We start from the raw sequence: 26,368 nt of genomic DNA, 5'->3' as shown, positions 1-26,368 counted from the left end.
TTTACAACAAAAGACTCCAAGCGTTTAATAACTTCTCAGATTCATGTTCCCATGCCAGCTGTTTAGAGGTGGTAGAGCGGCTCTCTCGACCTCGTTTAATCTCATCAGCCTTGGCTAAAACTGATTGAATTGAAGTTTCGAATTCTTCTGCAGATTGTTTTACTACTTCACCTACATTTTGATACTGATTCATAAACAGTTGCTGTGCGTTGGTATCTGTTGCAAGAATATATAACCCTGCCTGACAATAGGCAAAAATCTTATTTGTAAGGCAAAGCTCCCTGTTCAGATCGACAGCACTTAGCTCAATGGCCAGCCCAATATCAAAAGCTGTTAAAGCAATATGCAGCTCCTTTTGAGCCATGGATGCAGTAAAAGATATTACTTCATCGTACTCTTTCAAGAAGCTTTGATAAAAATTCTTATTCAGGTTGCCAATCAGTGTCAGACTCAATTGGTCACGATATTGATAAAGTATGGGGACCACTAGCTCCAGTCCTCTTCCAAATGAAATGTGCTGCGAAAACCAAACAAAAGACAGCTTTTCTGAAGCAGGCTCCAGTGTGATATTGAAATCTTTTGAAAGAAAGGAATTATTAACCAAAAAATGTCTTTTCTTAAAGTTATCGGTAAAAAGACTCAGAAAAGCATCTCCAATTAGAGGACTAGCATAACTGACATACAATGTTTCAGGAAGAAGCTTTGCCATTAAGTATTTTCTTCTTGAGATCTCATTTTCAGGATTTGATCCTATCGATTCACCCGGATGATAATCTTCCAGATCAAAAGCAAAAGGAATATTATTTCCCATTGCAAAACTAAAAGCCGGATAAAGTGATGCCAGGTTATGAGCTATCACCAGATCGTATTTTTTGGTATGCCTCATTAAAGCAGTCCATAACAAGAAGCTTCTTTTAGAATGCGCAAAAGAATTTAATAAGAGATTGTTCCTGAAAAGCGGGTATAAAATCTGCGACAGTCTCACCGCAATCGAACTACAAAGCCAGGGAATCAGTGGTTTTCTACCAGCAGATAGCTCCCTGAATGCTACATTAGGAAAGAATGTCTTTATTTCATCATCCAGTGCATCACTCCAGTTGTAAAATTTAAAAGAGATTACCGTACATTCAAACTGCTTAACAGCCAGCGCGAGCTCTTTTACCAAACGCGGATTTGTTGCTAGACTATTAGATGTAAGAAAAAGTATCCTTTTCATATATTCTTTTCCCGCAAATAATACCTGATGAACCGGGCTGCTTTCCAGCCAAGCGTATACTTTATTGCTTCCACTATCTTGCCACCTAACTTAGGGACAATAGCAGGTGTATAAAGTAATTTATACTTCTTATAAGCAAGCTCTGAAAGCTGTTTATGCTTAGGAAAAACAGCTACAGCAAACCGGAGATACTGAGTGGCCATTGCCTTTTGTAGTGCAATGCTATTCTTATGCTGCAGCAGGTATTGATATTTAAGATCAATGGCAAGCAACGAATTCTGTAGATACTTTCTATTCGAATTGTTACTTAAGCGTGACTCACTCACAGATCTTCGGTAATAATTGAATATACCGGGTACATGTACGATACCTTTACTAGCCAATATTACGCGGGCAAAGAATTCGCCATCGTCATCAGGGCACCTGAATTCCCTCCAGCCTCCTGCTTTATCGATCAGGTGGCGTGGAGTTAACCATGAATTGGTTTGTATAAAGTTTGCGCTTCCATTTCCACCATACAGGTTTATAAGAAAATCTGCTGGTGAATCGGATGAGTGTATAAAAGCAGAATGATCGATAATTTTAGGTGCCTGTAACTCACTCTCTTCAAAAAATTCAATATAGTCGCATACGGCTACCTTGTCGGCATGCCCCTCTAATGCCTTAACTTGCTTTTCAATTTTGTCTTTAGATAAATAGTCGTCTACATCCAGAAATTGCACATACTCTCCAGACGCGTGTTTTAACCCGTTATTACGTGCAATGGCAGCACCACTGTTTACCTGCCTTACTACTATTAAGGTATCAGACTCAAAGCGCTTTGCTATTTCAAAACTTCCATCTACAGAGCCATCATCAACAATAATAATTTCCATATTAGGGTAGGTCTGCTCCTGCAAAGCAGCAACAGCCGGAGCTATAAAAGGCAGGCTATTATAAATAGGAATTATAACGGATACCAGTGGTTGCTGCATAAACAGTTAAATAAAAATTAGTGGAATATTGCTGCCAACAGATCTCTGATATTAAACTTTGCTGTTTTTAATGCTGCAGTTGTTCTACTCCAGTCTTTCGTTTCTAAATAGAAATTAACAATATTCGTCAGGAAACGGCGCTTATTTTTTTTAATAATAAACCTTTTTTCGGAAGCCTTAAGATGCAACTCTATGTTTCTTAAAGCATCATTCAAGTAAAGGTAATTATTATACAAATAAGCGTATTTGTTGTTAATCTCCTGGCCTTCATGTCTCCTATAATAAACCAGTTCAAAAGGGATTAATACTGTATGAGTTTGAGATGCCGCATTTAAATTATAATAGCCATCATTTGCCGGGCCATACTTGGTAGGAAATCCTCCCAATTGCTTAAAAAATTTATTTTTTATGATTGTACCTCCTGGACCAATAAGTAAGAGCGGCTTTTCAAAAAAATGCTTGGATATAGCCTGTACTGGGCTTAATAAATGATCTGATGAATAATTCGGACAGTATATTCCAAAAGAAGCAAGTGGATACTTTCTGAAAAGATTTAAGCATTTATCCATTGTACCCTTATGTAGCAGATCATCTGAATCTACGTTCATTAAATATTCTCCCTTAGCATAACTTGCAGCTCTGTTTCTATTGGGATAATCACCTAAGTTAGCTTCATTTTTATAGACCTTGATTCTCTTATCCTGTTGTTCATAACTCTGTGCAATTTTAAAAGTAGCATCTGTTGAACAATCGTCAGTAATAATAAGCTCCCAATTTACATAGTTAGAAGCTAATACACTTTTGATTGCCTCACCAATATATTTCTCCCGGTTAAAAGCCGTCATCAACACGCTTATTAATGGCCTTTCATGCATAGACTTTTAAATTGTGATCTTGCTAATCAATTCAGTTTTAAGAACAAAAGCAGACCTAATTAGAAAATGGAGCTAATCTGTTACTGCTACTAAACTCAATGGCTTTATAGAAGCTGTAATATCGATTCCTGCAGGAAAATAACTTTGGCTTTACTAAGGTGTATATCTGCACCTTTATCTATGTCTTTTGTTCTCAAAAACTTGTCTCCAATAATTCTTATATAATGCAGCTTTTTTAGCTCACAGATGTCTTGAAAACAGTTATTTATCCATTCCGGGGCTGCAATATCAAAAACTGTTGTATCAGGTTTACAAAAAACTATATTTGTTAAGGCACTCCCATGCACTCCGACTATAATTTGGGCATTTCTAAAGATCTCTGCCTGCTCACTCACTGTATGGTTTTCAGGAAATATTTCTTCAAAACCATGCATCATTAGAAATGGTAAAATATCCGATTCATTAAGTAGCTTTCTATTATTAGCCTTTGTCCGTCCTAAGTAAATCTTCTTGGGTAAATCTTCAATTCTGGAATTCGTTTCTAAAGAAGGAAAATGCTTTTCTATTGACAAAATAGTTAGCAAATCAGAGCGATTAGGCTCAGACACAAAGGATGGCACAATAAGCTGATCAAACTGATAATGTGTATTCCATATATCTTTTACCTGTATGGTTTTACTCAAGGGAATACCAATCTTATTTAGTACTACTAGTTGAAAATCTTTTTGTACTTCATTAATAACTAAGTGATCTATATTCTCAAATAAACCTGCCTCTTTAACTAATTCTAACCGAGGAAGGACATCCACCATCCAATGATAATAAACACTACCCCATGGTACTGCAACAACAACTGCACAACCATCTATTTTTACTGGCTTAATTATAGACTTTTGGTAGAAGATTATATTTTTACTACCATCATTTGAGTTTCTGTTTATTTCCTTGATAAAAGTATTATCTTCTGTAATGATAGTACCGTTGCTACTCCATACTCTGCCATTTGGTAAAGTAAGAATGAATTTATCTTCGCCTAAGTCTCTAATTTTGGATAACCTTCCCTTCTTGAGATATTCTTTAAGACTAATTTCTTTTGATGGGTAATAACGAAGCGAGGGCAAACGTAATGCTTTTAATGATTTAATAGCGCTGTATCTTAATTGATTCTTAAGTTTAGTTGTTGCCATCAATAGTTAAAGTTTTAATAACTTAAAAATTATCTTAATTTAGGAAGGTCATTTTACAAATGCATCTAACTTACTAAACTATAGCACGATCTATATTCTTATACTAGATCAAAATGGTTTATCCCAATCCCACTTCCTTTCATCGTCAGATACTTTTTGAAATACAAGACAATTATAATCAAGTCCTAAATCTATGTCACTCTCAAAATCCGAAGTAGGGTGGATCTTATCTTTAAAAGGTATAAGCTTAATAAATTTAGAGATTGCTAAATTAGCAAGCTTTTTCTTGAGAGTAAGATTACTTTTATTGTGAGCAGCCATCAGTTTATAATGTGGAAGAACATTAATAAACCTGGCAACTCTTTGTACACCTGGCCACTTTCCATTACAATCATCTAAAACTACAACACCTCCAACATCAAGGATCTTATCAATGAAGTAAAAATCTTGTAAGACAGTGTCAAAAACTTTTGTAGTATCTATATATGCAAATTGAATTCTAATATTATCGAAATATAACCTAGGCAAAACTTCATCTGATCTCTGATACCTTATCTCTACATATTCAGCGAGACCTTCCTTCTCAATATTATGTTCAGCTACACCTCCCCATGAAAATGGCTCAATAACTATATGCGACTTTGTCTTATTCTCAAACTCTCTATGTTTCTCTAATATGAATAATGTAGATATTCCATATGCTAATCCTACTTCTAGTGACCTCTGGGGCCTGATCTCCTCAAGTATATTCTGAAGAAACAGTCCTTGCTCCTTAGAAGTATGGGAATGAAGCGGAATATACTCACCTGATGGTGATTCTATTTTAAATTGATTATAAGCTTCTCTTAGAGTTAAAAGCATAAAGCACTATTGTTTAAATGAAAGAGACAAATATTTTTATATTAATTGAAGTAATGATAGATTAAACTCAGTACTAAAGGCAAGAAAAGGAATAGAAAGATAGGGCTACTAAACACCATTAAAGTATGGATTTTATAAGCTGGTTAATTTACTAATATTATAATTAGCATATTTCCCTATTTTCTTCCAGTTATAAGTAGTTTTCACCAATTTATAAGCTTGAGTTCGAATCGTATTAAATTTTATACTGTTGCTTAATAAATTAGCAATATGTTCAGCAAATTGCTCTGGGATATCTGCTATCAATAGATGCTCCCCTTCCTTATATAATATACCCTCCGCTCCTACTGTAGTAGAGACCACTGGATTCCCTAAGCTCATGGCTTCTAGTATTTTTAGACGTGTACCGCTCCCGCTTAGTAAAGGTGCAATAGAGATAGAAGACTGATGGTAAAAAGACACAACATGCTCTACTCGCCCCACAAAATTAACTGCGGTGTCTTCCATTAGTTGTTCATAGGCATCTGGTTGAGAATTACTTCCTATTACAGTTAAGCTAACACCAGGAACTTTGCTTTTCACCAGAGGAAACACATTTATATAAAACCAAAGCAGACCTTCTCTGTTGGGCAAATAATCTAGACTTCCACAAAATATGAGCTGCTTACTTAGATGTTTATCACTCCGCTCATCAAAAGAATTTTTAGCAATGTCTACTCCATTTGGAATAACAATACCCTGTATTCTATTCCCATTCAGGGATGTTAGTTTAATAAGATCTTCTTCACTGCAACAAAAAAAAGCATCTACTTTCTTATAAAGCATTTTTTCAAGAGAGAGAGCACCTTTTGCATATGATTCCAGCTTTTTACTTTTTTGTGCTTCAGCCTGCTGCAGCCATAACAGAGAATCAACATTATGGGCATCGTATAGATGGAAAACAGCAGGAACGTTCCGCCTGATAATATCCCTGAAGAGCCCCAGAGCGTTTAGGCTTTCATAAAAAATAATATCGAACCTTTGTTCATGAAGTAGTTTCTGCAGAGTAGAGTAAGAACTTAACAGCGTTTCATTGGCTGTAGCAGACACAGATCTTACAATATACCTGAAGTTCAAGGCATCGGCAACTCTGGCTGGCAATACATTGAAAATAGAACGGTATTTTTTAACACCATGAGTACTAACAACTTGAATATTTTCAGGAAACTCGGGCTCCGCATGTAGTTTAAAATCTTCGGATTTCTGAGTAGTGAGCACATATATGGTATGATACCTGGACATCTCCCTGAGAAGGTAGAAACAGCGTAGCGCGCCACCATTTACCGGGGGGTAAAATGAGTATGGAATAATGGTTAGAATTGTTGCCATCTGAAATTGAATTGATTTACCTGAGCGACTTTAGGTAAAGAAATGGGCTTAGCAACAGTTTACCAATTTTATATCGGGTACTGCTTTCATAGGATAATTTTAGCTTATTTATCTGTAAAATACTTTTCGTAAGAGCTTCTTCACAGGCCTCTAGCTCAACACGTTTCATAAAATCGAATTGAATAGGGTCTAGTACATCGATTCCCTTCTGTATATCATAATAGATAACCTTTGAAAGTAATTGCCATGAATAAGCTGCCTTAACATTCTTTCCGGTAAACTGCAAACTTGTTAATGAACCCTCTCTCACTCTGATATTATATAAAGTCTCTTCCACTGCAGACCCTTTATATCTCTTTAAGATTCGATACACCCAGTGAATATCTTCAGCAACTCTTCCGGTAAAATAAGGGTGATAGCCACATGTGTCATTCAGAGCTGCTTTGGTAATCATCATTGTTGCACACATTGTTGGTGCAAGGTGAGTAAAGCTTCGATTACCAAATTTCAAAAATTCGTCTTTTAATTCTTCGTCCGTAACGGAAATGCTAGCAGGCTCTGATGGCTTTGCACCAGTATATCTATACTTTGTAAAACAAATTCCGAGATCCTCAACACCAGCAAACCTAGATACTTGTTTCGCTATTCTTTCAGGTTCAGACCAATCGTCTGCATCCTGAAAAGAGATAAGATCACCTGTAGATAACTTTAAAGCCGCATTAACGGCTTCTATCTTTTTAGTATTATCCTGAAATTCTAGTATTTTGATTCTTTTATCCTTAAATGACTTAACCTTCAACAAAGTATCATCTGTAGAGGCATCATCTACTATAAGTATTTCCAGGTTTGTATAGGTTTGACTTAGAATTGACGATACAGCTTTCTCTACGTAATCCGAAACATTATAACAAGGTATAATTACAGAAACCAGGGGAGTACTTTTCATTATTCGGATATTGCTCTTATTCCTATTTTAATAAGACTCTTGAACATGAAATAATCGAAAGCAATATTAAGTAACAATTGTTTGGTACCCCACTTTGCTTTTTCTATGTTTCGATGGTGAAAATGATGGTTTACATACTTCCTTAAGAAATAGATCCGAAGCTTTCGTTTAGAAATAATATTTTCATTTACCTCCCATTTCCTGTTCAGATTTAAAAGTTTGGGAGTTTTGTAGACATGGTGAGACCAAAAATTTATAACTTCAGTGGGTAAGCCAACAAAACGTTGCAAATCTGTAATAATGCTGCTTCTTTCATACAAAAAGTTGTTCTCTACTGCATTACTAACCGTTTTAGACCCTTCATGCAGCCTGAAGTTTACCAATGGTTGAGAAATCTTTAAAAAGTACTTTTGACCGTACATTAGAAGGAACCTTACCCAGATTTCACCATCCATGATATAATGCATATCTTCTGGTATAGGGGCGATTTCTTTTAAGATGTTCATCCTAAAGAATGTGGATGGTTGTGCTATCTGGCACCACTCTATAGTTGCTTCGAGCGTATCTTCTAAGAAAGTACCCTTACATAACTCAGTTGTACCATCTTCAAACAGATGGTTCTCGAAACCTGAAACAACCTTAACAGAGGGGTTATTTATAAATTGGGTTGCTACTTCAAATAAAGAATTAGACATATACCAGTCATCACTGTTAAGCCAATTGAAAATATCACCTGTGCATCTATCTAAGCCTTTATTAATCGCATGGCTTTGTCCATTATCTGGTTCACTTATCCAATAAGATATCCAAGGTTCGTATTTCTTTATAATATCTACTGTTTCGTCTGTACTGCCACCATCAATAATAATATATTCTAGGTTAGGATAGTTCTGTGCTACCACAGATCTTATTGTTTCCTCAATGAATTTACCTTGGTTAAAAGAGGGGGTGACAATGGAGATTTTTGGCCAACAAACGTTCTTATCGCAACGGGATAAACTAGTACTAATATCCCAAGGCCATCCAGTTCTATCTTCTTCTGGTTTAGGTAGTATTTTTTTCTCTAAATTAAGCTCATTCACAATAAAACTCATCAAAAGAATTAAATCTTTAATTATGTAATTCTCTACTATGTAACTAAATAATTTTCATCGATATAATATCTCAATGCTTCCTCAAGTTAATAATTCTTCAAATCACTATCAATCTTTGCACTCTCTACTATGTTACTTAATATCTCATGAACATTAACGATGAAATCAGAATGTAAATTTAATATTTCATCAGATCGTTCCTTTAAGACACCATTGACTTTCACATAGTTAAGATTTTGTACCATTGAAATATTTTTATAAATAGAGCTTTCGGAATTTGGGGGGAATATTTCTACAACTATTGTGTTAGGTTTGGCAAAAGTAAGATTGGCTAAACCTGCGCCATGCGGTGAGACAATAATGCTTGAACTTGAAAATAAGTAAACTTGATCAATAAAGGGAAAGTCCTCAAGAAAAACCTTTTCAAAACCAAGTATTTCTAACTCTTGAAATAGTAATTCTTCATTTATTATTCTTCTTGTCGATGCTTTTTTTCTGCTAATGTAGATTTTCCTTTGCTCAGAAGGCTTTATCTTTTCATCATTTTCTGACATGAATATTTCTCTTAGAAAAGAGCTACTCCATGCTGTACTTAGTATGTTTCTATTAGGATGGCCTGTTGCAATAACGTAGTCTGCTTTTAAATGAGGACAGTCTTTAGAATCTATTATCTGTTCTTCTCTTATATTAAGTACTGATAATGTTTCCTTTTTAAATGATGCTGCGTAGTTAGGAACAACATAAAAGTCTACCATTTCTTTATATGGGCTTTCATTAAGGATTTTTAGTCTTGTCACAGATTCAAAAAGCCAATGATAATAATTATGATATGCCCCTCCACCAGATAATAAGGAGAAAACGACTCCACTTATAGTTTTAGGCCGTTTAGTTTTTTCAAACCTAGAAAAGATATTGTTCTTCCCTTCCGCAGTATTACTTCCACATGTATATGTTATATCATTTATCAATTCACCTTTGCTAGTAATAAAGCAGTCGCTCACACAATTATCAGTATTGATACTACCGTTTGATATACAATAAATAGGTATGTAAACTCTATTTTTAATTATTTCTATGTCAGACAAAATATTTTTAGGAAGAAGATCATTCTCACATACTAAAAAAGAACAGAAAGATATACCATCAGAATTATTTCCATATATTACTTTTCTTGGTCGATACTTCTTTCTATAAACTTTTAAGAATAGGTTTAGCATTAACTGCATTCTTCTCCTAAGAAATATTTTTATCCTTACCATAAAAGTTAATAAAATTAGTTCGTAATTATATGGGTCAAGTGGACAAAGAGTTCTGCGTAAATTCGTGCTATTCCTTTTTTTGAACACGATCAACAAATGTATCTAATTGCTAAATGACTTAATTAAGTCAAGAAACCTTTCAGCTGTTGCCTTTGGCGAATAATTTTCAAGCACCCATGCTCTTCCTTGCTCCCCAATTTTATGCAAATGCTCAATACCTTTAGCTAATTGTTTTTCAAAAGTTGACGGATTATTAAAATCAACACCCAAATAGTGTATGCCATTTATTGGCATAACAGGTAGAACAGCTCCATATCTTTCCAAATCTATATGAAAAGTACAGCATCCCGCCACTAATGACTCCCAAAATCTCCAAGAATCATATTGGTACACTTTATTAAAGCTAAATATCTTGAATTTATAATCTAGGTGACTAAGGAAATATCCTATTTTATTTTGTTGAAACGGAATAGACTTTTGAAAATATCCTCCAAAGCATGCACACGCTGTTGAACTATTTAACCTTCTATAGTAACTAGCATAATGCCTTCTGCCGGTTTGTTGCCAGAACAGCCGATCAAGATTTGACACATTTTCTGTTAATGATTCAGTTGCTTCATTAGGAGTTAAATACTTACCTATTACAGGTAAGATCCATTTCGATGCAATTTCTCTTGTAGAGTGCTTAACTCGAAAGTTCACAAGTATATCATTATTCCTTGTAGTAACTCTTTCCGGTAATGTAGCATTGATAATTCTGTTTGTTAAACCAAATTGCCAAGGCCTGAAGTTTCTAGGGTAATTATATTTTAAATTATAATGTGATTTTAGAACAATATCTACTTCATTATGTATATCAAAACCAGGGGTAACTACCCCATCAGCCTGATCAATGAATATCAGCTTATATTTCCTTCCTTTATCAAATAATTTTTTAGGCAGATTACCAATCCCTTCAGTAGACAAAAAATTTGAACTAAAAACTACTACATCACATTCCTTAAAACTAATGCTTGGATTATTTTTTATTACATAGCTACATTCAGACTCTCTCTCCCTCCAATAATTTATGTTGCAGTAGGACATAACTCCCAAACAATTCAATCCTTCTGCAATACTTAAAATTTGATGTTCGTATCCTGTTCTTTCTGGTTGACTAGGTGAGCAGCAAATAAAATATACAGATTTAACCATTCCTTATTTCTACTAACTGTTTATAATTATTTTAGTGCTAACCCCTAAAAAATTTCTCCAAAACGTTTAACAAACTAATAAGAGTTTAATAAAGATTTGTAGACATGCATGTATTGCTCCACTATATTTTTTTCAGAGAAATTTTCAACAATAAATTCTCTGATAGCTTCACTACAAAAAGATTCTTTGACTTCTATAAATTTCATCATAGATAAGGAAAGGTTTTCTGAAGAAATCTCATCCAAGAATATTCCATTAAAGCCAGGTTTAATAACATCAACAAGCCCTCCTACCTTAGTACCAATTACTGGAGTTCCGCAAGCCATTGCTTCTAGCATTACATTCCCCAAAGCTTCCTCCCTCGTTGGAAAGATAAAGGCATCAGAAGCGCACATCACTGTACCTAAGTCCTTTGTACCTAAATGTCCAAAATGCCTATGAATAACTTGCAAGGGAAAAACAGGAGGAGTACCGCCACCAAATGTTAATACCTCTACATCTTCTAACATAGGCAAGCGTAGTATTGCTTCATAAAGCAAATCCAGTCCTTTCCTAGGATTTAATAAATCGTCACTAGCAAAAGAAAAAATTATTTTATCCGCTTTAATATTTAGCTTTCTTTTCGCTTCAGCCTTTTCAAGCAGGGGGAAATCATCAACATTGATACAATTAGGAATCGTATGATGTGGGAAGCCTTCAAAAATTTTATTACTCTTAGATTGTTTGGTAATCCAGTTCGAAATTCCAATCACAGAGATTGGCACTTTAGCCCTTTTTATGGCATCTCTTTTATAAGATGTAAACATTCCTTCTACATCACCTAGCGTATCAATATTTCTAGTTATATCCTCTTCATAATGAAATATTCCCTGTAAAGGAGAAAGATCACGAAGTGTCCAGGCAATGGGTTTATTAACTTTTTTAAAAAAGGATTTGTAATCAAGAAAGTCTGCTATCCAATGTATATTAATAACATCTGCATTTTTGTAATGGATGGAGTTGGTAATATCATAATCAGAAAATGGAAATGTTATTATCTCGTAATTTGGGGAATGTGTTGAAGAGTAAAAAGACTTTTTTTGACAGAAAGTTGTCGGAAATCCTAGTTTTGTAGTAAGCCTGTTGAAATAGGTAGTTTTAACTTTTGGTGTATTATAAATATGTACATTATCCAAATTAGCATTTATAGGTTCATGATTCACAAGAATTTTTGAATCAATACCACTAGACAAAAGCGCTTTGTGTAGTCTATATGTTCCATTAAATGCACCTCCCCATGGATAAGTACTAATGTGTAATACTTTCATATCTGTTTAATGTCAATCGTCCCATTCTAATTAAAAATTAATTGTTTCTCATCTCAAGAAAATTAGGAAAACCAAATTAGAAGTAAAGTATCAATGTAAAAGTAGCATATATTAAAACATTATCTAATGTTAAAACCGTTGCCTTTGATACAATAGGAGGATTTACCAGAGTCAATAAAGTCTAGTTTAAAAGTATTTTCCCAACTTTTGATTATCTCACTCTCTCCTAATCTATCTGTATCATGTAGAAGAATAAAAGAATTAACTGCCAAACTTTCGTTTAATTTATATAGCGCAGGCCTTCTTGAATCTTCTATTTCTTTACTATATGCAGGGGGGCCGTCAACTATTAAGCAGTCAATGAAACCAGGGCTTTTATTTATATTTGCAATAAACTTTTCACAATACCAACCACTTATGAGTGGCATAAGCTGTATCTCAACTATTCCTTCAAGACCCTCATTTTTTAGTAATTCTTTTTGAAGTATTATCCATTCAGGATCATGTTCTATTGATAAGAATTTACAACTTAAATTATTTATTTGAATAAGCTTTGCTATAACTATTGTTGAGAATCCACTTCCTAGTTCTACAATTGATTTTCTCCTATTAATAACAATATCATTTAAAATCAATGATAAAGACAAGAAATCTATAGATGAGGAATTATGCGGTATGTATTGTTTAAATTTAGTTAAAATTTGACCTGTGATATTTTTACTAAAGAATTCTGTTTGAGGCTCGTTTATCATATATGAATTTGGTGCGCGAGATAACAATTTTGATGAGGCACTCTTTAAATATTTTGCTATATTATTTTTCATTAAATTATAATACCCTTTTTGTGATTCAGGATTTGAGAGAGTGAATTTATTAAAAACCTGCAAATCATACTCTCTGTCTACATAAACAAATTCTGGCTCTTTGAATGCTGAATAATTAAAATTATAAGTCATCAAATTATCAAATTTAGAGTCCTGCGTTATCGTATGGGTAGCATCTTCACCAAAACCAATATTTATAATTAAGTTTTTAGAAGGTAGAATAGACAAACCCGAGTTGGCAAGCCTATAGAACGTCCATTTATAATCCCATGTATCAATAACACCTCTAAAGGTTAAATCAGTTACATTCTCTCTATGAAAAGCTTGAGCATCAGTCCACATAATGTTCTTTAAAACCTCCTGTTTGAGTGCTGTTTCCCAATCTGATTTAGAGTCCATATTTAAGTTCCAAGCCCTTTTCCAAGTTGCCCACCCCCAAATTGATCCTAATTGGGAGAAGAAGTAATCAGCATTTTCTGTTTTCCAATTCCCTAAGTGGTTGAAACCACTTACCATCATTATTCTTTTATCATCCTTAAATTTGTTTAACATTAAATCACAGAAAGTAAAAAAGGAAGGAGTAGGTAAGCAATCATCTTCTAAAATAATTCCCTGCTCAACATTATTGAAGAACCAACTTATAGCTTCGCTTACAGCTCTACCACAACCAAGGTTTACATCCCTAAATAATGTTTCTACTTTACAATCCCAATCTATATCTGTTGCTATCTTACGTGCTAAGTTGCAATTTTCTGCTTCACCCTCTTTATCAAACCGAGGCCCATCGGCAGCAACAAATAAAACTTTAGGCTTGGCTTCTCGAATTTTAGCAAATACTTGCCGAGTTAGATCAGGCCGGTTAAAAATTAGAAATAAGACAGGGGTATCGAACATATTGATAGCTAAAACTTCAAAGTAGACGAAAGAATTCTTCTATATTTTCCTATATGAAATCTAGTTCTTCTATAAAGTGTAATCCAATGATAGCGTGGGTAATAGACTGTCATTCCTTTATAGACACTAGAGTAATGACATTTTATTGTCTTATAAAAATCATTCTTATTAGCAATTAAGTTCTTGCGGTAATTCTCAATAATTTCTTGTAAATCAGGTCGGTCATTAAAGGAAATACTAGAATGCTTATATACATCGTTTTCCTTAGCTTTTACACCACTAAAATGATAGAAAATTAACTCATGCTCTTGGTTAATGATATATTTACCATTTTCTTTAGATGTTACTTCTCTCTCATGCAAATTCCAGCCAGCCATGTTATAACCAGGGCTTTTTTCAATATATACCTTCTCAAAAAAAACAGGAGCAAGGTTTAGCCACTTCTGATCATAAAAAAGCTGCAGCTGCGCATTTGCATAGCCCTGAGTAAATAGCCTTTTTTTCCACCATTTTAAAAACTTTCCAGTTTCATCACACTTAGAAACAGCTATAAAGCCTAAATTGTATATTCCAGTTGCTAAAAAGCTTCTCTCCGGGAGACCTGATTTTTCATCGCTGGGTGTCAATATATGAGGAGTAAGGACTATAGAATATACTAGTAAATGCTTTATTAACTCATTTAAACTAGCCAGCACCATTATGTCTGGATCAAAATAAATAATGTTCTTTACCCTAAATTCAGTTTTGAATATATGATCGATGATATATGGTTTAACAGAAGTATTCAACTCTGTAATATTATATCGTACACACATATCTTCAAAGCCGGCTATTGGCACATCCTCTATTTCTACCAAGGAATAAGGTATAAGTTCTCTTGTAACACCACTTGTAGTGAGCCTATCTACTAAGTAAATTCTAAACTCAATATCAGGATTAGATTTTTTTAGAGAATCACCAAGAGTGATAGCTTGAGCGAGATAATTAATTGAACATATGGTAAATGCAACAGTAGTAGACACAGCATTAAAATTGTAAAGGGGGCCAATAGAAATAACTTAAATATACATCAGCAGGTAATTATATCTCCTAGCTTAATAATGATTATTTATTCAAGTAATGTGATTATAGATACTTTTTTTGATAGCAATTGTATCTGCACCTCCATTTGTACCTATTTTAAATCTATTTTGCTTTAAGAGTTTTACAGCTTGTTTATAGTCTGAGCCGTTGAGATGTTTGTGTTCAAACATAATAAACTCAATATTTAAGTCAGAAAATGGCAACATCTTAAGTATTTCATAATCGTACCCTTCTGTATCTATATGTACAAAATCTAGTCTATCTATATTATATTTTTCTAATAGATCTTTAAATGTAATAGCATTAACATAATCTTCAAAAAACAAATCGAAAAAGTATGGGATACAATTTCTATGTGTCAATACTACTTCTTTATTAAAAGAACCCAATTGATCATAATATTCAGGAAGTCCAGGTAAGTCACTCTTCTTTAATCTATAAAACTTTAGTTTTCCATTTTTATTTGCAATTGCACTATTTTCAAAAAGCAACCTGTCTTGGAAATTGGAATAATTATTTTTCAACTCTTCGAAAAGATAAGGAACAGGTTCAATCAATACCCCTGTCCAGTTATTATTTTTTATGTAATCAGAAATAGGATCTCCAGTAATTCCATTATTAGATCCTATTTGAATGAACTCTACTTTACCTCTGTATTTTGCATATGCATTTACAGCATCAAATTTCCAAGGCTTAGGAAGCCAACGGTTTTCTAACGCAAGTAGTAAAGTAGTATTATAAGCTTTTATAGAGGCAACAGCTGTAACATATATTTGTGGTTTATAATTATATACAAACCTACATAAGCTGTAAAGTACACTATCTCTTGGCAGAACTCTTTTTAAAAACACTTTCATTAGCTTCAATATATAAGTAGCGAAAATCAAGCAAATCTGAATAATTAAACTCGTGATACAGCGCACATAACAGGCTTGTGGTTTATGCTGTTAATTGAATTATTCCCACTACTTATGAATGAAGTAGATTTTTGTATTAAATGTGTACAGCCGGCAAAGTGCATAAAGACAGATAGTTCATATATATTCTTCAGACACTTAACCTCTCTTTCCTCTAGTATATTTATTGGCTTCTGCTCTCTTGCCATATGTAATATTTTTTCTAGCAAAGATCTACTCCGAGCAGATGTTTCAGCCTTATTCTGTGGTTTCTCGAAACCTAATAAATCATCTGGATAATAAGCAGCAGCAACATATAAAACAGCAAAATTAAATCGGGGCGAAATCCAGTGCACCAAATTTGCTTTTACTAGCTCGAAGGATAACATTGGCATTTCATAGTTCCACTCAGCACCCCTTGCATCCTCATAATTGTTATATACATATTCAAAAATCTCCCGATGATACTTAGGAGAACATACAAACACGCCTGTATGTACAACTTCTTTTAAACTATTTTCAGGAAGGCCTCTATTTGTATAGTAACTTTTAGGCGTTCTATTGTCCAAATATTTTATATTTTCTCTGTCCCAATAACGATACATGCGCTCTAAAGTAATATCATGTATTTCTCGCGAAGGAATTGAATAAGCCTCAACTGCACCTACTTTATCTATAGGTACTCCTTCACAAATATCACTTGCGTAAGCATTATTAATAACAATGTCAGTATCAATCCATACTACCCTATCATATTCTGCAGACCAATCTTGAGACAAAATGAGTAACTTTTGCCATGCGGGAGATCTGAGATTTGCGCGTGCTGAACTGTCTAAAGGCTCTGTTATAACTATCAACTCATACCCAAAACGATCACAATACTGCTGCCAATTATCTTTGCAGTAATCTTCAAACATTCTCTCATATTTCTCCCCTATTGCTAGAGTTACAACAGCCTTTCTCATGATAGCTTATCTTTAACTGTAGTCTAATAAATAAATTAGCAGTATTTTTTATATTCCCTGAGAGCTTTTAATATAAATATCTAACAGTTTATCACTTAGAGTCTTTTGAAATCTCCCCTCCCAATATTAAAACTAAGTAGTTTAACCAAATACCTGTGATAACAATATTTCACGAAAAGACGGAAAGGATTCTTATGCTCCTTCTCGTAAAAAAGCTTTTTGTTGTAAAGTAAGTCATAATTCCGAAGGAGTAATTCCCTGTGTTTAATATGGAAATAATTTAATACTCTTTCCACTTTATTTCCTTCATTCGCATTAACAATTACAGAATTTTGCCTGATTCTATAATCATATAAAACTTCATTTATAAAATGAAACTTCCAGCCTTTTGCTCCTGTCATAATCCAGAAGTCCCAATCCTCATGACCTATTAATATCCTGTCTTCATCAAAACCACCTACACTATTCCAAACAATTCTTCTCACCACAGCGCACATATCGATGTTGTTGCCTTTATGTATGGTAAATAGATTAAAGTCTCCAGGGGTAAAGCGAGCTTCTGTAGAATCTCCAAAGAAGTTTGGAGCTCCATATACTACTCCAACTTCTTTATCTTGCTCCATAACCATTAGCGCCTTACTAATATAGGCAGGTCTAACTTTATTATCACTATCAAGAAACAATAGGAATTCAGACTGAGAGACTCTTACGCCTGTATTTCTTGCTGCTGCAGGACCTTTGTTTTCTTGGTGAATAACAGTGATATTTTCACGTTTGTACTGCTCTAAAAGGTCTTTAGTAACCTCATCAGTAGACCCATCATCCACTATGATTATGTCATATGGATGTGCACCTGTTTTCTGACGCACACTGTTTACTGCATCAGGTAAGAATTCCCCTGAGTTATAGCAGGGGATAATAACTGATATGACTGCTTTATCTGACATCAAGTATCTTATTTGGAATCAGCCTTCTGGCTCTTAAACCATACTTCTGAAGGTAGTCTTTAAATTTAATCTTATACTTTAGCCGATACCACGGATAGAGGAAAACAATCCTTTTAAGTTTAGGTAAATCTCGAGCAAAGCTTAAATACTCAAATTGAAGGTCATCATTTAAATTATCGCAAGTCATCCTTTTATAGGTTTTTGTATCTGTATGTAAGTCAAATACACCTAGCTCTTTTTGGGTCTTCATAAGTTTGGCTCCCCTGAATGCCCTCAACAAAAACCAATAATCCATGGTTTGATGATTATGAATGGGAAAGTCACCTGTTCTCTCTTGTAATCCTCTTTTATAAAAATAACTTACAGGATTAGCTGGAAACTTATGTAGCCAAAAATGTGAAATAAAAGTATAGTCATCTATAGGCTCTCTATATACAATATTATCATCTAAAAGTATTTTGAGTTTCCCACATACAACATCTGGTGAATCGGGTTTACTGAATAATTTGATTACTTCTTCGAACGCATTAATGCTATAATAATCATCTGAATTAAGGTAACTAATAACATCTCCCGTGGCCAGAGCAAAAGCCTTATTCATAGCATCAGATTGACCACGGTCTGGCTCAGAGATCCATTTAAGATGACTGTATTTATTTAAAATAGCTACAGTGCCATCAGTGCTACCACCGTCTACTACAATATGCTCCCAGTTAGTATAATTCTGCTTTAGCACAGACTTGATCGCCCTCTCAATATAGGCTTCTGAATTATAGCAGATTGTAAGAATGCTTATTTTCATACCACTGCGCTTTTATGTATAGCCGGTAAATCTTCAATGGAAGACATCACCTGCTGATACAAGTCCAGGTATGCTAAGGCCTGTTTATTTGCAGAATAGCTTTCTAAAAAGCTATCCCTTATCTTACTTTCACACCAGGAGTCATGCCGGTCAAAAAATAACCGGAGTGCTTCAAATAAAGATTCCGGAGAAGTGTCTTTTGCAAGTACACCATTGAAATTCTGAATAACTGCATCCGGGATACCACCAACAGGAGTTGCTACAACAGGTGTTCCACAAGCTAACGCTTCCAGCATAACATTTGGCAGATTATCCTCACGACTCGGAATTACAAAAACATCGCAAGCTGAATAAGCAATAGGCATTAAACGCTCATCTTTGATAATATCCAGGTAGACAACATTGCTTTGCGCATTATAATTATTTATTCCAACAGCACAGAACAATACATCCTCATAGCCCTGGAATATCTTTACAACCTCAAGTAATAGATCAAATCCTTTTCTAAAGACGCTTAGCTTTTCACTTACAAATAAAATTATATTTTTGTCCTGCGGCAGACCTAATACTTCTCTTGAGTAAGCTTTATCCAAAGGTTTATAAAGTTCAGGATCTATTCCATTTGGTATCAAGTAATGTGGAAAAGGCTTTAAGGCAGCACTTTTTGATGAAGCCTCTAATAGCCATCTAGACAAAGCAACAATATGAAGACTCTTTACTGATGATAGAGCAGCAATCTTCACTTTCAAATACTCCTGGTCAATGTCATTTAAATGTGGATTGGCATTTGCGTCGCCCTGATAATGAAAACCACCTTGGAACGGGTTCATATCATGCATTGTCCAGACAATAGGCTTTCTATTTTTGGCAAAAAAGGAAGGATAGTCTAAAAAGTCTGCCACCCAGTGCACGTTAATGATATCTGCCCTCTGATAGGCAGGATGTAATGTTATATCGTAGACAGAAATAGGTGAAGTGAAAGCTTCAAAATTTCCATCAACAGATATCTCGATCTTTTGACTTTCTTTCCGTTCAGAAGATGTCTTAAAGATCTTATTTATAACTCTTGACCAAACTCTCCTATAAAAAGGTAAAGGAGGTCGCGGTGCAGGCTCAGGCATTCTTGTAATATCCGCTGTATCAGCGCTCAGATATAGAAATTCTGATTCAACTCCAAGAGACTCCAGCCCTTTGTGAAGCCTGAAAGCAGCTATACCGGCCCCGCCAGTTTTATAAGTAGATATATGCAGGATTCTCATTCCTGAAATGCATAAATGTTCAGCTGCATGTCCATCCCATTATAAGTATTCAAGCCTACAAATGGCTGGGCAGAAGATAAACCTGGACTATTAATGTGGTACCTGAAGTTATTACGCTCCAAAATGCCAAGTAAAGTAGCTAAATCTTGGGTGCCTTTTACAAATGAATGATATTCTACGAAAATATTCTGTACTAAATGTAGCTTGCTTTCACATTCAGTTAGAACTTTCACCTCAGCTCCTTCAATATCAATTTTTAGAAAATCAACCTTTCTGTCCAGATAATGAGACAATTTTTCTGTAAGAATCTCATTTGTTTCTACTTTAGTGGGTAAAGCATTAACGCTACCCCCATCTGCACCTTCAGAGAAGAACTCCAGTTTAGTTTCTTCATTCCATAATGCTTTCTCTTTAATCTCTACATTTTCTAATTCACTGACATTTGCCTGCAGCACCTGGAATACTTTAGGATCTGGCTCAAACGCTAACATCTTGGCTCCTGGATATAATTGCTTAAAGTATAAAATACTTAAACCTATATTAGCTCCACAGTCAATTATGAACGGTTGATTATTTGTACTCCTAAAAGCATAAATCTTCTTCTTAAAAATCTCATCATACATAAAAAGAAATGATGCACTATCGACAAACCTTAGCTTCCTGTTTAGAAGATTTGTAACACCAGGTACATACCTGGGTATGCTTTTAATGCGCTCCAATTCATATTGTTCTGGATCAGGTTTTAAATACGGGTTTACCTCTCCAGATCCTAAAGATCTCTTAATTAGTATTTTTGCTGACTGAGGGATCAGTTTTTTGGATGATAAAAGCATCTGCCGAGATTTACAAGTCAAGCCATTATAATACTTTTGTATGAGAGCTAATACTGGTTCATCAGTATTCAAACTGAACACGACCCTGCTTGTATGCAAATCTGCTTTCTTATTTCTTTTCAAGATCCGGGGAGAAGTAATGCTCTTGAGTTCCTGTACTGGTAGATTACTGAACTTATTATTTACATCAAAGGTGTGCGTGGCATCAGGACCAAAACCTATATTTGATACCAAATTGACATTAGGATAAACACAAAGACCCTTATTAAGCCATATACTGAATGTCCATTGGTAATCCCAGAAATCCCACTTATGTTCAGGATGATTAGCTCTTCTACTAAATAAGGATTGATAGTAATCAAACCAACTTTCACTTATTTTTCGAGGGAAGTATAAATTTAGTGAGTGAACTAACCCATTTTTATTCAGTGAATGTAGATCATAGTTATACAGATTCCAGGCCCTGCGCCAGGTAGCCCATCCCCAAACATGATTATAGGCAGAGTAAAAGTAGGAATTACTCCCCCACCCCCTGCCAAGGAAATTATTACCCCCGATATGCATTATCTTTGGGTTATTTTTATACTTCTGCAGGCAGTATTCAGCAAACCTGAAAAAGGAAAGAGACGGCAAACAGTCATCTTCCAGTATAATACCAGCTTCTTCATTTTCGAAAAACCAAGTGATAGCGGATGAGGGTGCTACCCCACAACCTAGATTGTCTTCTCTGAGAAGCGTTTTAACCTCACATTCCCAATCAACATTACCTAAAACGATATCCCTGGTTACACTACAGAGATCAAAATCACCTTCTCTCCCTGCTCTAGGTCCATCTGCAGCTATGTATAGTCTAGAAGGCTTTATGGATCTGATTTGAGCGAAAACCTTTCTGGTAGTGTCAGGCCTGTTAAAAACTATAAATAGTATAGGAATGGCAAACATATTCTTAAATTAACCAGTCACCTTGTACTGCTACCATACCAGCAGAAATAGGACGGATATGTTTGTATATATTACCTTCTATTATATTAAAAGAGATGATGTTCTCTAATGCATCAACATATAAACCGCTGTTAACTAAATCACAGGATAATTTATACTCACCTGCTTTAAAGGGGAAACCTTTTAGAACAAAACATACCTTTTTGTTATTCACTATCTTCTCATTAGATAGCGATGATCCATCAAGGGACGATTGATGACAAAATAAGTGATTATCCTGTGTATCAAATAAATTAACAGAGAAATGCCCACCGGAAAAGTTGAAGTCTGGATCTAAGACTTCGTATTCCAGTTCTACTGTAACATCTTCACCTTGGGTAAAAATATCAGACTCAATGCCTGCCGTGTTCAGCAACCTTACTTTTGTAAACCTTAATTCTCCTGAACCTTCTCTATCAACTCTAGTATCTAGATTAGAATTAGTTACTGTAGTGTTTAATTGGATATATTTAGAAACAGTATCACTACTACTACCAGAAAAAATAATTGTACCATTATCCAGTAAAATACCTGTACTACATAGATTTCTAATCGAAGACATGTTGTGACTAACAAACAAAACTGTCTTACCTTCTCCTTTGCTTACATTTTGGATTTTACTAATAGCTTTCTTTTGAAACTCTACATCTCCAACTGCAAGAACTTCGTCTATAATTAATATGTCAGGGTCAAGATGAGCTGCAACACCAAAGGCAAGCCGCACATACATGCCGCTACTGTATCTTTTAACAGGCGTGTCAATATATTTTTCAACACCTGCAAAGGCAACAATCTCATCAAACTTATTCCTTACTTCTGCCTTACTCATTCCCATGATAGCTCCGTTCAGGAAAATATTCTCTCTTCCTGATAGCTCCCCATGGAAACCTGTACCAACCTCGAGCAGGCTGGCAATGCGGCCTTTCATTTTAAGAGATCCTATTGTAGGGCCAGTGGTACGTGAAAGAATCTTGAGAAGTGTAGACTTCCCAGCACCGTTACGACCAATTATACCTAACACTTCCCCCTTCTTAACTTCGAAGTTGATATCTCTTAAAGCCCAGACATAGTCTAATGTTGATTTACTTGTTCTATCATTTACTTCTCCGATTTTTAAAAAAGGGTCTTCCTTACCCATCATCCGGTAACGCCACCTTTTAAAATCATCTTTTAATGTTCCGGTTCCAACTTCACCTAAACGATACTGCTTACTGAGATTCTCGACTTTTATGACAACTTCACTCATCTACCTGGATTAAAGTAAAAATTTAATATTCTCATTTAATAAGTCTTTTTAGACGGTGTCCATAAAGTTTTTTTCTACCTTATTGAATATCACAATACCAACAAATAATAGAAAAACCATCCAACAAAAACTATACAGGAGAGAAAATATAGAAAATTCTCCAATACCAAACAAAGCAAATTTGAATGTCTCAACAGGAGCAACTAAAGGATTTAATGCCAGGTATTTTTTTAGCCCTGGATCTACGGAATCGTAGGAATAGATAATAGGGGTAGCATACATCAGTAACTGCATCACAAAAGCTACCAACATATTAAGATCACGATACTTGGTGGTGATGGCGGATACAATAATTCCAAACCCAAAACCTATACCGGCTAACAAAAAAAGTGATAATGGAATAAAGAAAAGCCCCCAACCTATTTCAGGCTCATAACCCTGTGCGACAATTACATACATATAAATCACCACAAATAGGCTAAACTGAATACCAAATTTGATTAGACTGGAAATAATACTTGCCAAAGGCATTATGAGCCTGGGAAAGTACACTTTACCAAATATTCCTGCATTTCTTACAAAAGCACCAGAAGAACTACTGTAGCACCCGCTAAAGAAGTTCCAGATGGCAAGCCCTGCATTGTAGAACAAGAAAGATGGTACTCCACCCGTAGATATATTGGCTATCTTATCAAAGATGAGCATAAAAGTAAGTGTCCCGGCTATAGGGGAAAAGAAATGCCACAGCGGCCCCATTATGGTTTGCTTATACGCTCCGATATATTCTCTCCGAACCCAAAGCCACAGGAGATCACTGTAAAGCCAAAGCTCCTTAAGTTTCAAATCTAAAAAAGAGGACTTGGGCACAATGACCAAGTCCCAATCTTCATCTTCTGTTAATTGAGACTGCATAAAGTATAACTAATCTATTATTCATGGTAATTCCAGTTTCTGTGATCAACTTCCAGCAAATAAGTGGCACGCTGAAAGAGTTCTATGTCAATCTGCATTATATCTATCACTAGTCCCTGCAGGTAACACTGCGGTTTCTAAAATATTTTAATCAATTAATATAAATTTAATAGTAGCATTATTTAGGTAGGACAGAAATAAATTGTATCCAGTCCAACACATTCGTGCCCTTGATAAACTGGAGCACTGGGTACGTAATAAAACACTTTGTCCCATCTAAAAACTTTCTATAATAAGTTTAATATTCTAACTTTTGCTCCAATCAACTTTCCATGAAGGTCTGTCACCTACTACAGATTGCAGATCACTTCTTTGATCAAAAAGAAAGTGTTTTGGACTAAAAGCTTTCATTTTTCCTTTTTTTATATAGTACCTAAATGTGAGATCGTCCGGAGCAAAAACCGGACTAAAGGCATCTATTAAAATTTTAGCACCTTCAAAAGAAACTCCATAAGCATACCCTCCATGGTGCTCACCAGCAATAAACCAGTTTTTGTTATATGGTCTCCTGAATGTATTGCGGATTTCTGATGGCTTTTTATGTTTCTTTCTGTTTAACAGATAACGTAAGGGGTATATAGTTAACATTCTTAATTTTATTCCAATAGGCATCTCCATAAACATATTAGTGTGTCCTAAATAGAGAAGATCCCAAGGAAATGTAACAGCAGAAAGAAGGCTTTCTGTATGTTTTATATTTTCTGATATAACTCTAATGTCGTCTTGAAGTATAAGTACCCTTTGTAAATTCTCTTTAACAATTTTTTTACAAACTTTCAATACTGAAAGAGAACAACCTAACTCTCCTGGTGCAATTGGCATTCGTGTAACTTCTAGATTCTTTTCTTTATCAAGCACATCGGTACCAATAGAATTTAAATCTAACTTCCAACCATCAACACCTTCAATAAAGCTATATTTAATATTATACTTACTAAGTTCCCGCGCAATTTCTTCATGCCTATCTTTTGATCGAGAAAGGGTAATTACAAAAATATTGTCAAAAAAGGCATTTAATGTTTCCCCAAAACTCATGTTAAAAGTGTTAATATGTGTTAAATATACAAAAGCCCCTGAAAAGTTATTCAGGGGCTTCCAAAATAAATACACAATCTTTAAATTTTACTCATGATAATTCAAGACCCTGTGTCCACCTTCCATCAGGTAAGTATCACGCTTGAAGAGCTCCAGGTCTGCCTGCATCATATCTTTTACCAGTGCTGGAAGATCATACTTCGGCTCCCAGCCCAACTTCGTTTTAGATTTGGTAGCATCACCAATCAAAAGCTCCACCTCTGTTGGTCGGAAATAGTTAGGGTCCACGCAAACAACATTCTTACCTATCTCTAATTGATATTCAGGGTTGTTGCATGCTGCAATATAACCTTTTTCCTCAATACCTTCACCTTTAAATTCCAGTTCAATACCTACTTCAGCAAAAGCCATTTTTACGAAGTCACGAACCGTAGTAGTAACACCTGTAGCAATCACGAAGTCTTCTGGCTCGTCCTGCTGCAGAATGCGCCACATAGCTTCTACATAGTCCTTTGCATGGCCCCAGTCACGCTTTGCATCCAGGTTACCGAGGTATAGATCATCCTGCAGACCCAAAGCGATTCTGCTGGCAGCACGTGTAATTTTGCGGGTAACAAACGTTTCACCACGTAGCGGAGACTCGTGATTAAAAAGGATACCGTTGGTAGCAAACATGCCATAAGCTTCTCTGTAGTTAACTGTAATCCAGTACGCGTAAAGCTTGGCCACCGCATAAGGAGAGCGTGGGTAGAAAGGGGTTGTTTCCGACTGCGGCACTGCCTGTACCAAACCGTAAAGCTCAGAAGTGGATGCCTGGTACACCCTTGTCTTTTTCTCCAGCCCAAGAATACGGATAGCCTCCAGGATACGTAGCGTACCCAAACCGTCAGCATTTGCTGTATACTCTGGCGTATCGAAGCTAACTTTCACGTGGCTCATGGCAGCCAGGTTATATATCTCATCCGGCTGCGTTTCCTGGATAATACGGATGATGTTGGTAGAGTCGGTCAGGTCTCCGTAGTGCAGCTTGAAGTTAATGTTCTTCTCGTGCGGGTCCTGGTACAGGTGGTCGATACGCTCTGTGTTGAACAAAGAGCTTCTACGCTTCACACCATGTACTTTATATCCTTTGCTTAATAGTAGTTCTGCTAAATAGGCACCGTCCTGGCCTGTTACTCCGGTTATAAGGGCTGTCTTCATTATCGAATTTTAATAAATGCTTTATTGTAATTTATCTTTCAAGTATGTCCCCCTTTGAAGGGGGCTGGGGGATGATTACACCTGAAGATCTTAAAGAAAACCTTAAGAACGATTGGCATCCCCCTACCCCCTTCAAAGGGGGACTTTTCT

General features: G+C 35.3%; 23 protein-coding genes. All 23 read right to left on the bottom strand.

Going from position 1 to position 26,368, the window contains the following annotated elements:
• Position 1: 1 nt before the first annotated feature.
• On the bottom strand, positions 2–1,216 hold the full coding sequence (locus tag ACFSRY_RS17375) for a hypothetical protein (RefSeq protein WP_377510803.1): 1,215 nt from the start codon (positions 1,214–1,216) through the stop codon (positions 2–4).
• Entirely contained in the window at positions 1,213–2,190 is a 978-nt protein-coding gene (locus ACFSRY_RS17370; protein ID WP_377510800.1) for a glycosyltransferase family 2 protein, read from the bottom strand. Before ACFSRY_RS17370 ends, ACFSRY_RS17375 begins: the two co-directional genes overlap by 4 nt.
• Positions 2,191–2,207: 17 nt before the next feature.
• Positions 2,208–3,035, bottom strand: coding sequence for a glycosyltransferase family 2 protein (locus tag ACFSRY_RS17365; RefSeq protein WP_377510797.1), 828 nt, complete (start codon positions 3,033–3,035; stop codon positions 2,208–2,210).
• 134 nt (positions 3,036–3,169) lie between these two features.
• On the bottom strand, positions 3,170–4,252 hold the full coding sequence (locus ACFSRY_RS17360) for a glycosyltransferase family 61 protein (protein ID WP_377510794.1): 1,083 nt from the start codon (positions 4,250–4,252) through the stop codon (positions 3,170–3,172).
• 108 nt (positions 4,253–4,360) lie between these two features.
• Positions 4,361–5,113: an O-methyltransferase gene (locus ACFSRY_RS17355; RefSeq protein ID WP_377510791.1), complete on the bottom strand. Its 753-nt coding sequence runs from the start codon at positions 5,111–5,113 to the stop codon at positions 4,361–4,363.
• A gap of 132 nt (positions 5,114–5,245) precedes the next feature.
• Positions 5,246–6,481, bottom strand: a complete 1,236-nt coding sequence (locus ACFSRY_RS17350) for a glycosyltransferase family 4 protein (protein ID WP_377510787.1) — start codon at positions 6,479–6,481, stop codon at positions 5,246–5,248.
• Between the two features lie 16 nt (positions 6,482–6,497).
• Positions 6,498–7,427, bottom strand: coding sequence for a glycosyltransferase family 2 protein (locus tag ACFSRY_RS17345; protein ID WP_377510784.1), 930 nt, complete (start codon positions 7,425–7,427; stop codon positions 6,498–6,500).
• Entirely contained in the window at positions 7,427–8,521 is a 1,095-nt protein-coding gene (locus ACFSRY_RS17340; RefSeq protein WP_377510781.1) for a glycosyltransferase family 2 protein, read from the bottom strand. Before ACFSRY_RS17340 ends, ACFSRY_RS17345 begins: the two co-directional genes overlap by 1 nt.
• A gap of 86 nt (positions 8,522–8,607) precedes the next feature.
• Positions 8,608–9,780 carry a glycosyltransferase family 61 protein gene (locus tag ACFSRY_RS17335; protein WP_377510778.1) on the bottom strand — a complete coding sequence of 391 codons (1,173 nt, stop codon included), beginning with the start codon at positions 9,778–9,780 and terminating at the stop codon, positions 8,608–8,610.
• 102 nt (positions 9,781–9,882) lie between these two features.
• The gene (locus ACFSRY_RS17330) at positions 9,883–10,974 is read right to left on the bottom strand and encodes a glycosyltransferase (RefSeq protein WP_377510775.1); all 1,092 of its coding nucleotides are present in this window, start codon (positions 10,972–10,974) and stop codon (positions 9,883–9,885) included.
• Between the two features lie 74 nt (positions 10,975–11,048).
• On the bottom strand, positions 11,049–12,281 hold the full coding sequence (locus ACFSRY_RS17325) for a glycosyltransferase (RefSeq protein ID WP_377510772.1): 1,233 nt from the start codon (positions 12,279–12,281) through the stop codon (positions 11,049–11,051).
• Between the two features lie 119 nt (positions 12,282–12,400).
• Positions 12,401–13,999 (bottom strand): class I SAM-dependent methyltransferase, encoded by a 1,599-nt coding sequence (locus tag ACFSRY_RS17320; RefSeq protein WP_377510769.1) that lies wholly within the window; start codon positions 13,997–13,999, stop codon positions 12,401–12,403.
• Between the two features lie 8 nt (positions 14,000–14,007).
• The gene (locus ACFSRY_RS17315; protein WP_377510766.1) at positions 14,008–15,021 is read right to left on the bottom strand and encodes a glycosyl transferase; all 1,014 of its coding nucleotides are present in this window, start codon (positions 15,019–15,021) and stop codon (positions 14,008–14,010) included.
• A 90-nt stretch (positions 15,022–15,111) separates the two neighbouring features.
• The gene (locus ACFSRY_RS17310) at positions 15,112–15,939 is read right to left on the bottom strand and encodes an FkbM family methyltransferase (protein WP_377510763.1); all 828 of its coding nucleotides are present in this window, start codon (positions 15,937–15,939) and stop codon (positions 15,112–15,114) included.
• Positions 15,940–15,983: 44 nt separating this feature from the next.
• Positions 15,984–16,943 (bottom strand): hypothetical protein, encoded by a 960-nt coding sequence (locus tag ACFSRY_RS17305; RefSeq protein WP_377510760.1) that lies wholly within the window; start codon positions 16,941–16,943, stop codon positions 15,984–15,986.
• 95 nt (positions 16,944–17,038) lie between these two features.
• Positions 17,039–17,890: a glycosyltransferase family 2 protein gene (locus ACFSRY_RS17300; RefSeq protein WP_377510757.1), complete on the bottom strand. Its 852-nt coding sequence runs from the start codon at positions 17,888–17,890 to the stop codon at positions 17,039–17,041.
• Positions 17,880–18,692, bottom strand: a complete 813-nt coding sequence (locus ACFSRY_RS17295; protein ID WP_377510753.1) for a glycosyltransferase family 2 protein — start codon at positions 18,690–18,692, stop codon at positions 17,880–17,882. Before ACFSRY_RS17295 ends, ACFSRY_RS17300 begins: the two co-directional genes overlap by 11 nt.
• The gene (locus ACFSRY_RS17290; RefSeq protein ID WP_377510750.1) at positions 18,689–19,813 is read right to left on the bottom strand and encodes a glycosyltransferase; all 1,125 of its coding nucleotides are present in this window, start codon (positions 19,811–19,813) and stop codon (positions 18,689–18,691) included. Before ACFSRY_RS17290 ends, ACFSRY_RS17295 begins: the two co-directional genes overlap by 4 nt.
• 134 nt (positions 19,814–19,947) lie before the next feature.
• On the bottom strand, positions 19,948–21,726 hold the full coding sequence (locus ACFSRY_RS17285; RefSeq protein ID WP_377510747.1) for an FkbM family methyltransferase: 1,779 nt from the start codon (positions 21,724–21,726) through the stop codon (positions 19,948–19,950).
• A gap of 4 nt (positions 21,727–21,730) precedes the next feature.
• Positions 21,731–23,011, bottom strand: coding sequence for an ABC transporter ATP-binding protein (locus ACFSRY_RS17280; RefSeq protein ID WP_377510744.1), 1,281 nt, complete (start codon positions 23,009–23,011; stop codon positions 21,731–21,733).
• A 48-nt stretch (positions 23,012–23,059) separates the two neighbouring features.
• Positions 23,060–23,923, bottom strand: coding sequence for an ABC transporter permease (locus tag ACFSRY_RS17275; RefSeq protein WP_377510741.1), 864 nt, complete (start codon positions 23,921–23,923; stop codon positions 23,060–23,062).
• Positions 23,924–24,229: 306 nt separating this feature from the next.
• A complete protein-coding gene (locus tag ACFSRY_RS17270; RefSeq protein ID WP_377510738.1) occupies positions 24,230–25,018 on the bottom strand; it encodes a glycosyltransferase family 25 protein in 789 nt (262 codons plus the stop codon).
• Between the two features lie 87 nt (positions 25,019–25,105).
• Positions 25,106–26,218 (bottom strand): GDP-mannose 4,6-dehydratase, encoded by a 1,113-nt coding sequence (gene gmd, locus ACFSRY_RS17265; RefSeq protein WP_377510735.1) that lies wholly within the window; start codon positions 26,216–26,218, stop codon positions 25,106–25,108.
• Positions 26,219–26,368 lie beyond the last annotated feature (150 nt).

This window comes from Pontibacter locisalis, assembly GCF_042684605.1.
GTDB classification, from domain to species: domain Bacteria; phylum Bacteroidota; class Bacteroidia; order Cytophagales; family Hymenobacteraceae; genus Pontibacter; species Pontibacter locisalis.
This window is presented reverse-complemented; position numbering and strand designations above follow the sequence as displayed.

What these genes read in the sequence shown, in the direction of transcription:
- ACFSRY_RS17375 (WP_377510803.1), bottom strand. Translation starts at nt 1,216, where the DNA reads ATGAAAAGGATACTTTTTCTTACATCTAATAGTCTAGCAACAAATCCG.
- ACFSRY_RS17370 (WP_377510800.1), bottom strand. Translation starts at nt 2,190, where the DNA reads ATGCAGCAACCACTGGTATCCGTTATAATTCCTATTTATAATAGCCTG.
- ACFSRY_RS17365 (WP_377510797.1), bottom strand. Translation starts at nt 3,035, where the DNA reads ATGACGGCTTTTAACCGGGAGAAATATATTGGTGAGGCAATCAAAAGT.
- ACFSRY_RS17360 (WP_377510794.1), bottom strand. Translation starts at nt 4,252, where the DNA reads ATGGCAACAACTAAACTTAAGAATCAATTAAGATACAGCGCTATTAAA.
- ACFSRY_RS17355 (WP_377510791.1), bottom strand. Translation starts at nt 5,113, where the DNA reads ATGCTTTTAACTCTAAGAGAAGCTTATAATCAATTTAAAATAGAATCA.
- ACFSRY_RS17350 (WP_377510787.1), bottom strand. Translation starts at nt 6,481, where the DNA reads ATGGCAACAATTCTAACCATTATTCCATACTCATTTTACCCCCCGGTA.
- ACFSRY_RS17345 (WP_377510784.1), bottom strand. Translation starts at nt 7,427, where the DNA reads ATGAAAAGTACTCCCCTGGTTTCTGTAATTATACCTTGTTATAATGTT.
- ACFSRY_RS17340 (WP_377510781.1), bottom strand. Translation starts at nt 8,521, where the DNA reads ATGAGTTTTATTGTGAATGAGCTTAATTTAGAGAAAAAAATACTACCT.
- ACFSRY_RS17335 (WP_377510778.1), bottom strand. Translation starts at nt 9,780, where the DNA reads ATGGTAAGGATAAAAATATTTCTTAGGAGAAGAATGCAGTTAATGCTA.
- ACFSRY_RS17330 (WP_377510775.1), bottom strand. Translation starts at nt 10,974, where the DNA reads ATGGTTAAATCTGTATATTTTATTTGCTGCTCACCTAGTCAACCAGAA.
- ACFSRY_RS17325 (WP_377510772.1), bottom strand. Translation starts at nt 12,281, where the DNA reads ATGAAAGTATTACACATTAGTACTTATCCATGGGGAGGTGCATTTAAT.
- ACFSRY_RS17320 (WP_377510769.1), bottom strand. Translation starts at nt 13,999, where the DNA reads ATGTTCGATACCCCTGTCTTATTTCTAATTTTTAACCGGCCTGATCTA.
- ACFSRY_RS17310 (WP_377510763.1), bottom strand. Translation starts at nt 15,939, where the DNA reads ATGAAAGTGTTTTTAAAAAGAGTTCTGCCAAGAGATAGTGTACTTTAC.
- ACFSRY_RS17305 (WP_377510760.1), bottom strand. Translation starts at nt 16,943, where the DNA reads ATGAGAAAGGCTGTTGTAACTCTAGCAATAGGGGAGAAATATGAGAGA.
- ACFSRY_RS17300 (WP_377510757.1), bottom strand. Translation starts at nt 17,890, where the DNA reads ATGTCAGATAAAGCAGTCATATCAGTTATTATCCCCTGCTATAACTCA.
- ACFSRY_RS17295 (WP_377510753.1), bottom strand. Translation starts at nt 18,692, where the DNA reads ATGAAAATAAGCATTCTTACAATCTGCTATAATTCAGAAGCCTATATT.
- ACFSRY_RS17290 (WP_377510750.1), bottom strand. Translation starts at nt 19,813, where the DNA reads ATGCCTGAGCCTGCACCGCGACCTCCTTTACCTTTTTATAGGAGAGTT.
- ACFSRY_RS17285 (WP_377510747.1), bottom strand. Translation starts at nt 21,726, where the DNA reads ATGTTTGCCATTCCTATACTATTTATAGTTTTTAACAGGCCTGACACT.
- ACFSRY_RS17280 (WP_377510744.1), bottom strand. Translation starts at nt 23,011, where the DNA reads ATGAGTGAAGTTGTCATAAAAGTCGAGAATCTCAGTAAGCAGTATCGT.
- ACFSRY_RS17275 (WP_377510741.1), bottom strand. Translation starts at nt 23,923, where the DNA reads ATGCAGTCTCAATTAACAGAAGATGAAGATTGGGACTTGGTCATTGTG.
- ACFSRY_RS17270 (WP_377510738.1), bottom strand. Translation starts at nt 25,018, where the DNA reads ATGAGTTTTGGGGAAACATTAAATGCCTTTTTTGACAATATTTTTGTA.
- gmd (WP_377510735.1), bottom strand. Translation starts at nt 26,218, where the DNA reads ATGAAGACAGCCCTTATAACCGGAGTAACAGGCCAGGACGGTGCCTAT.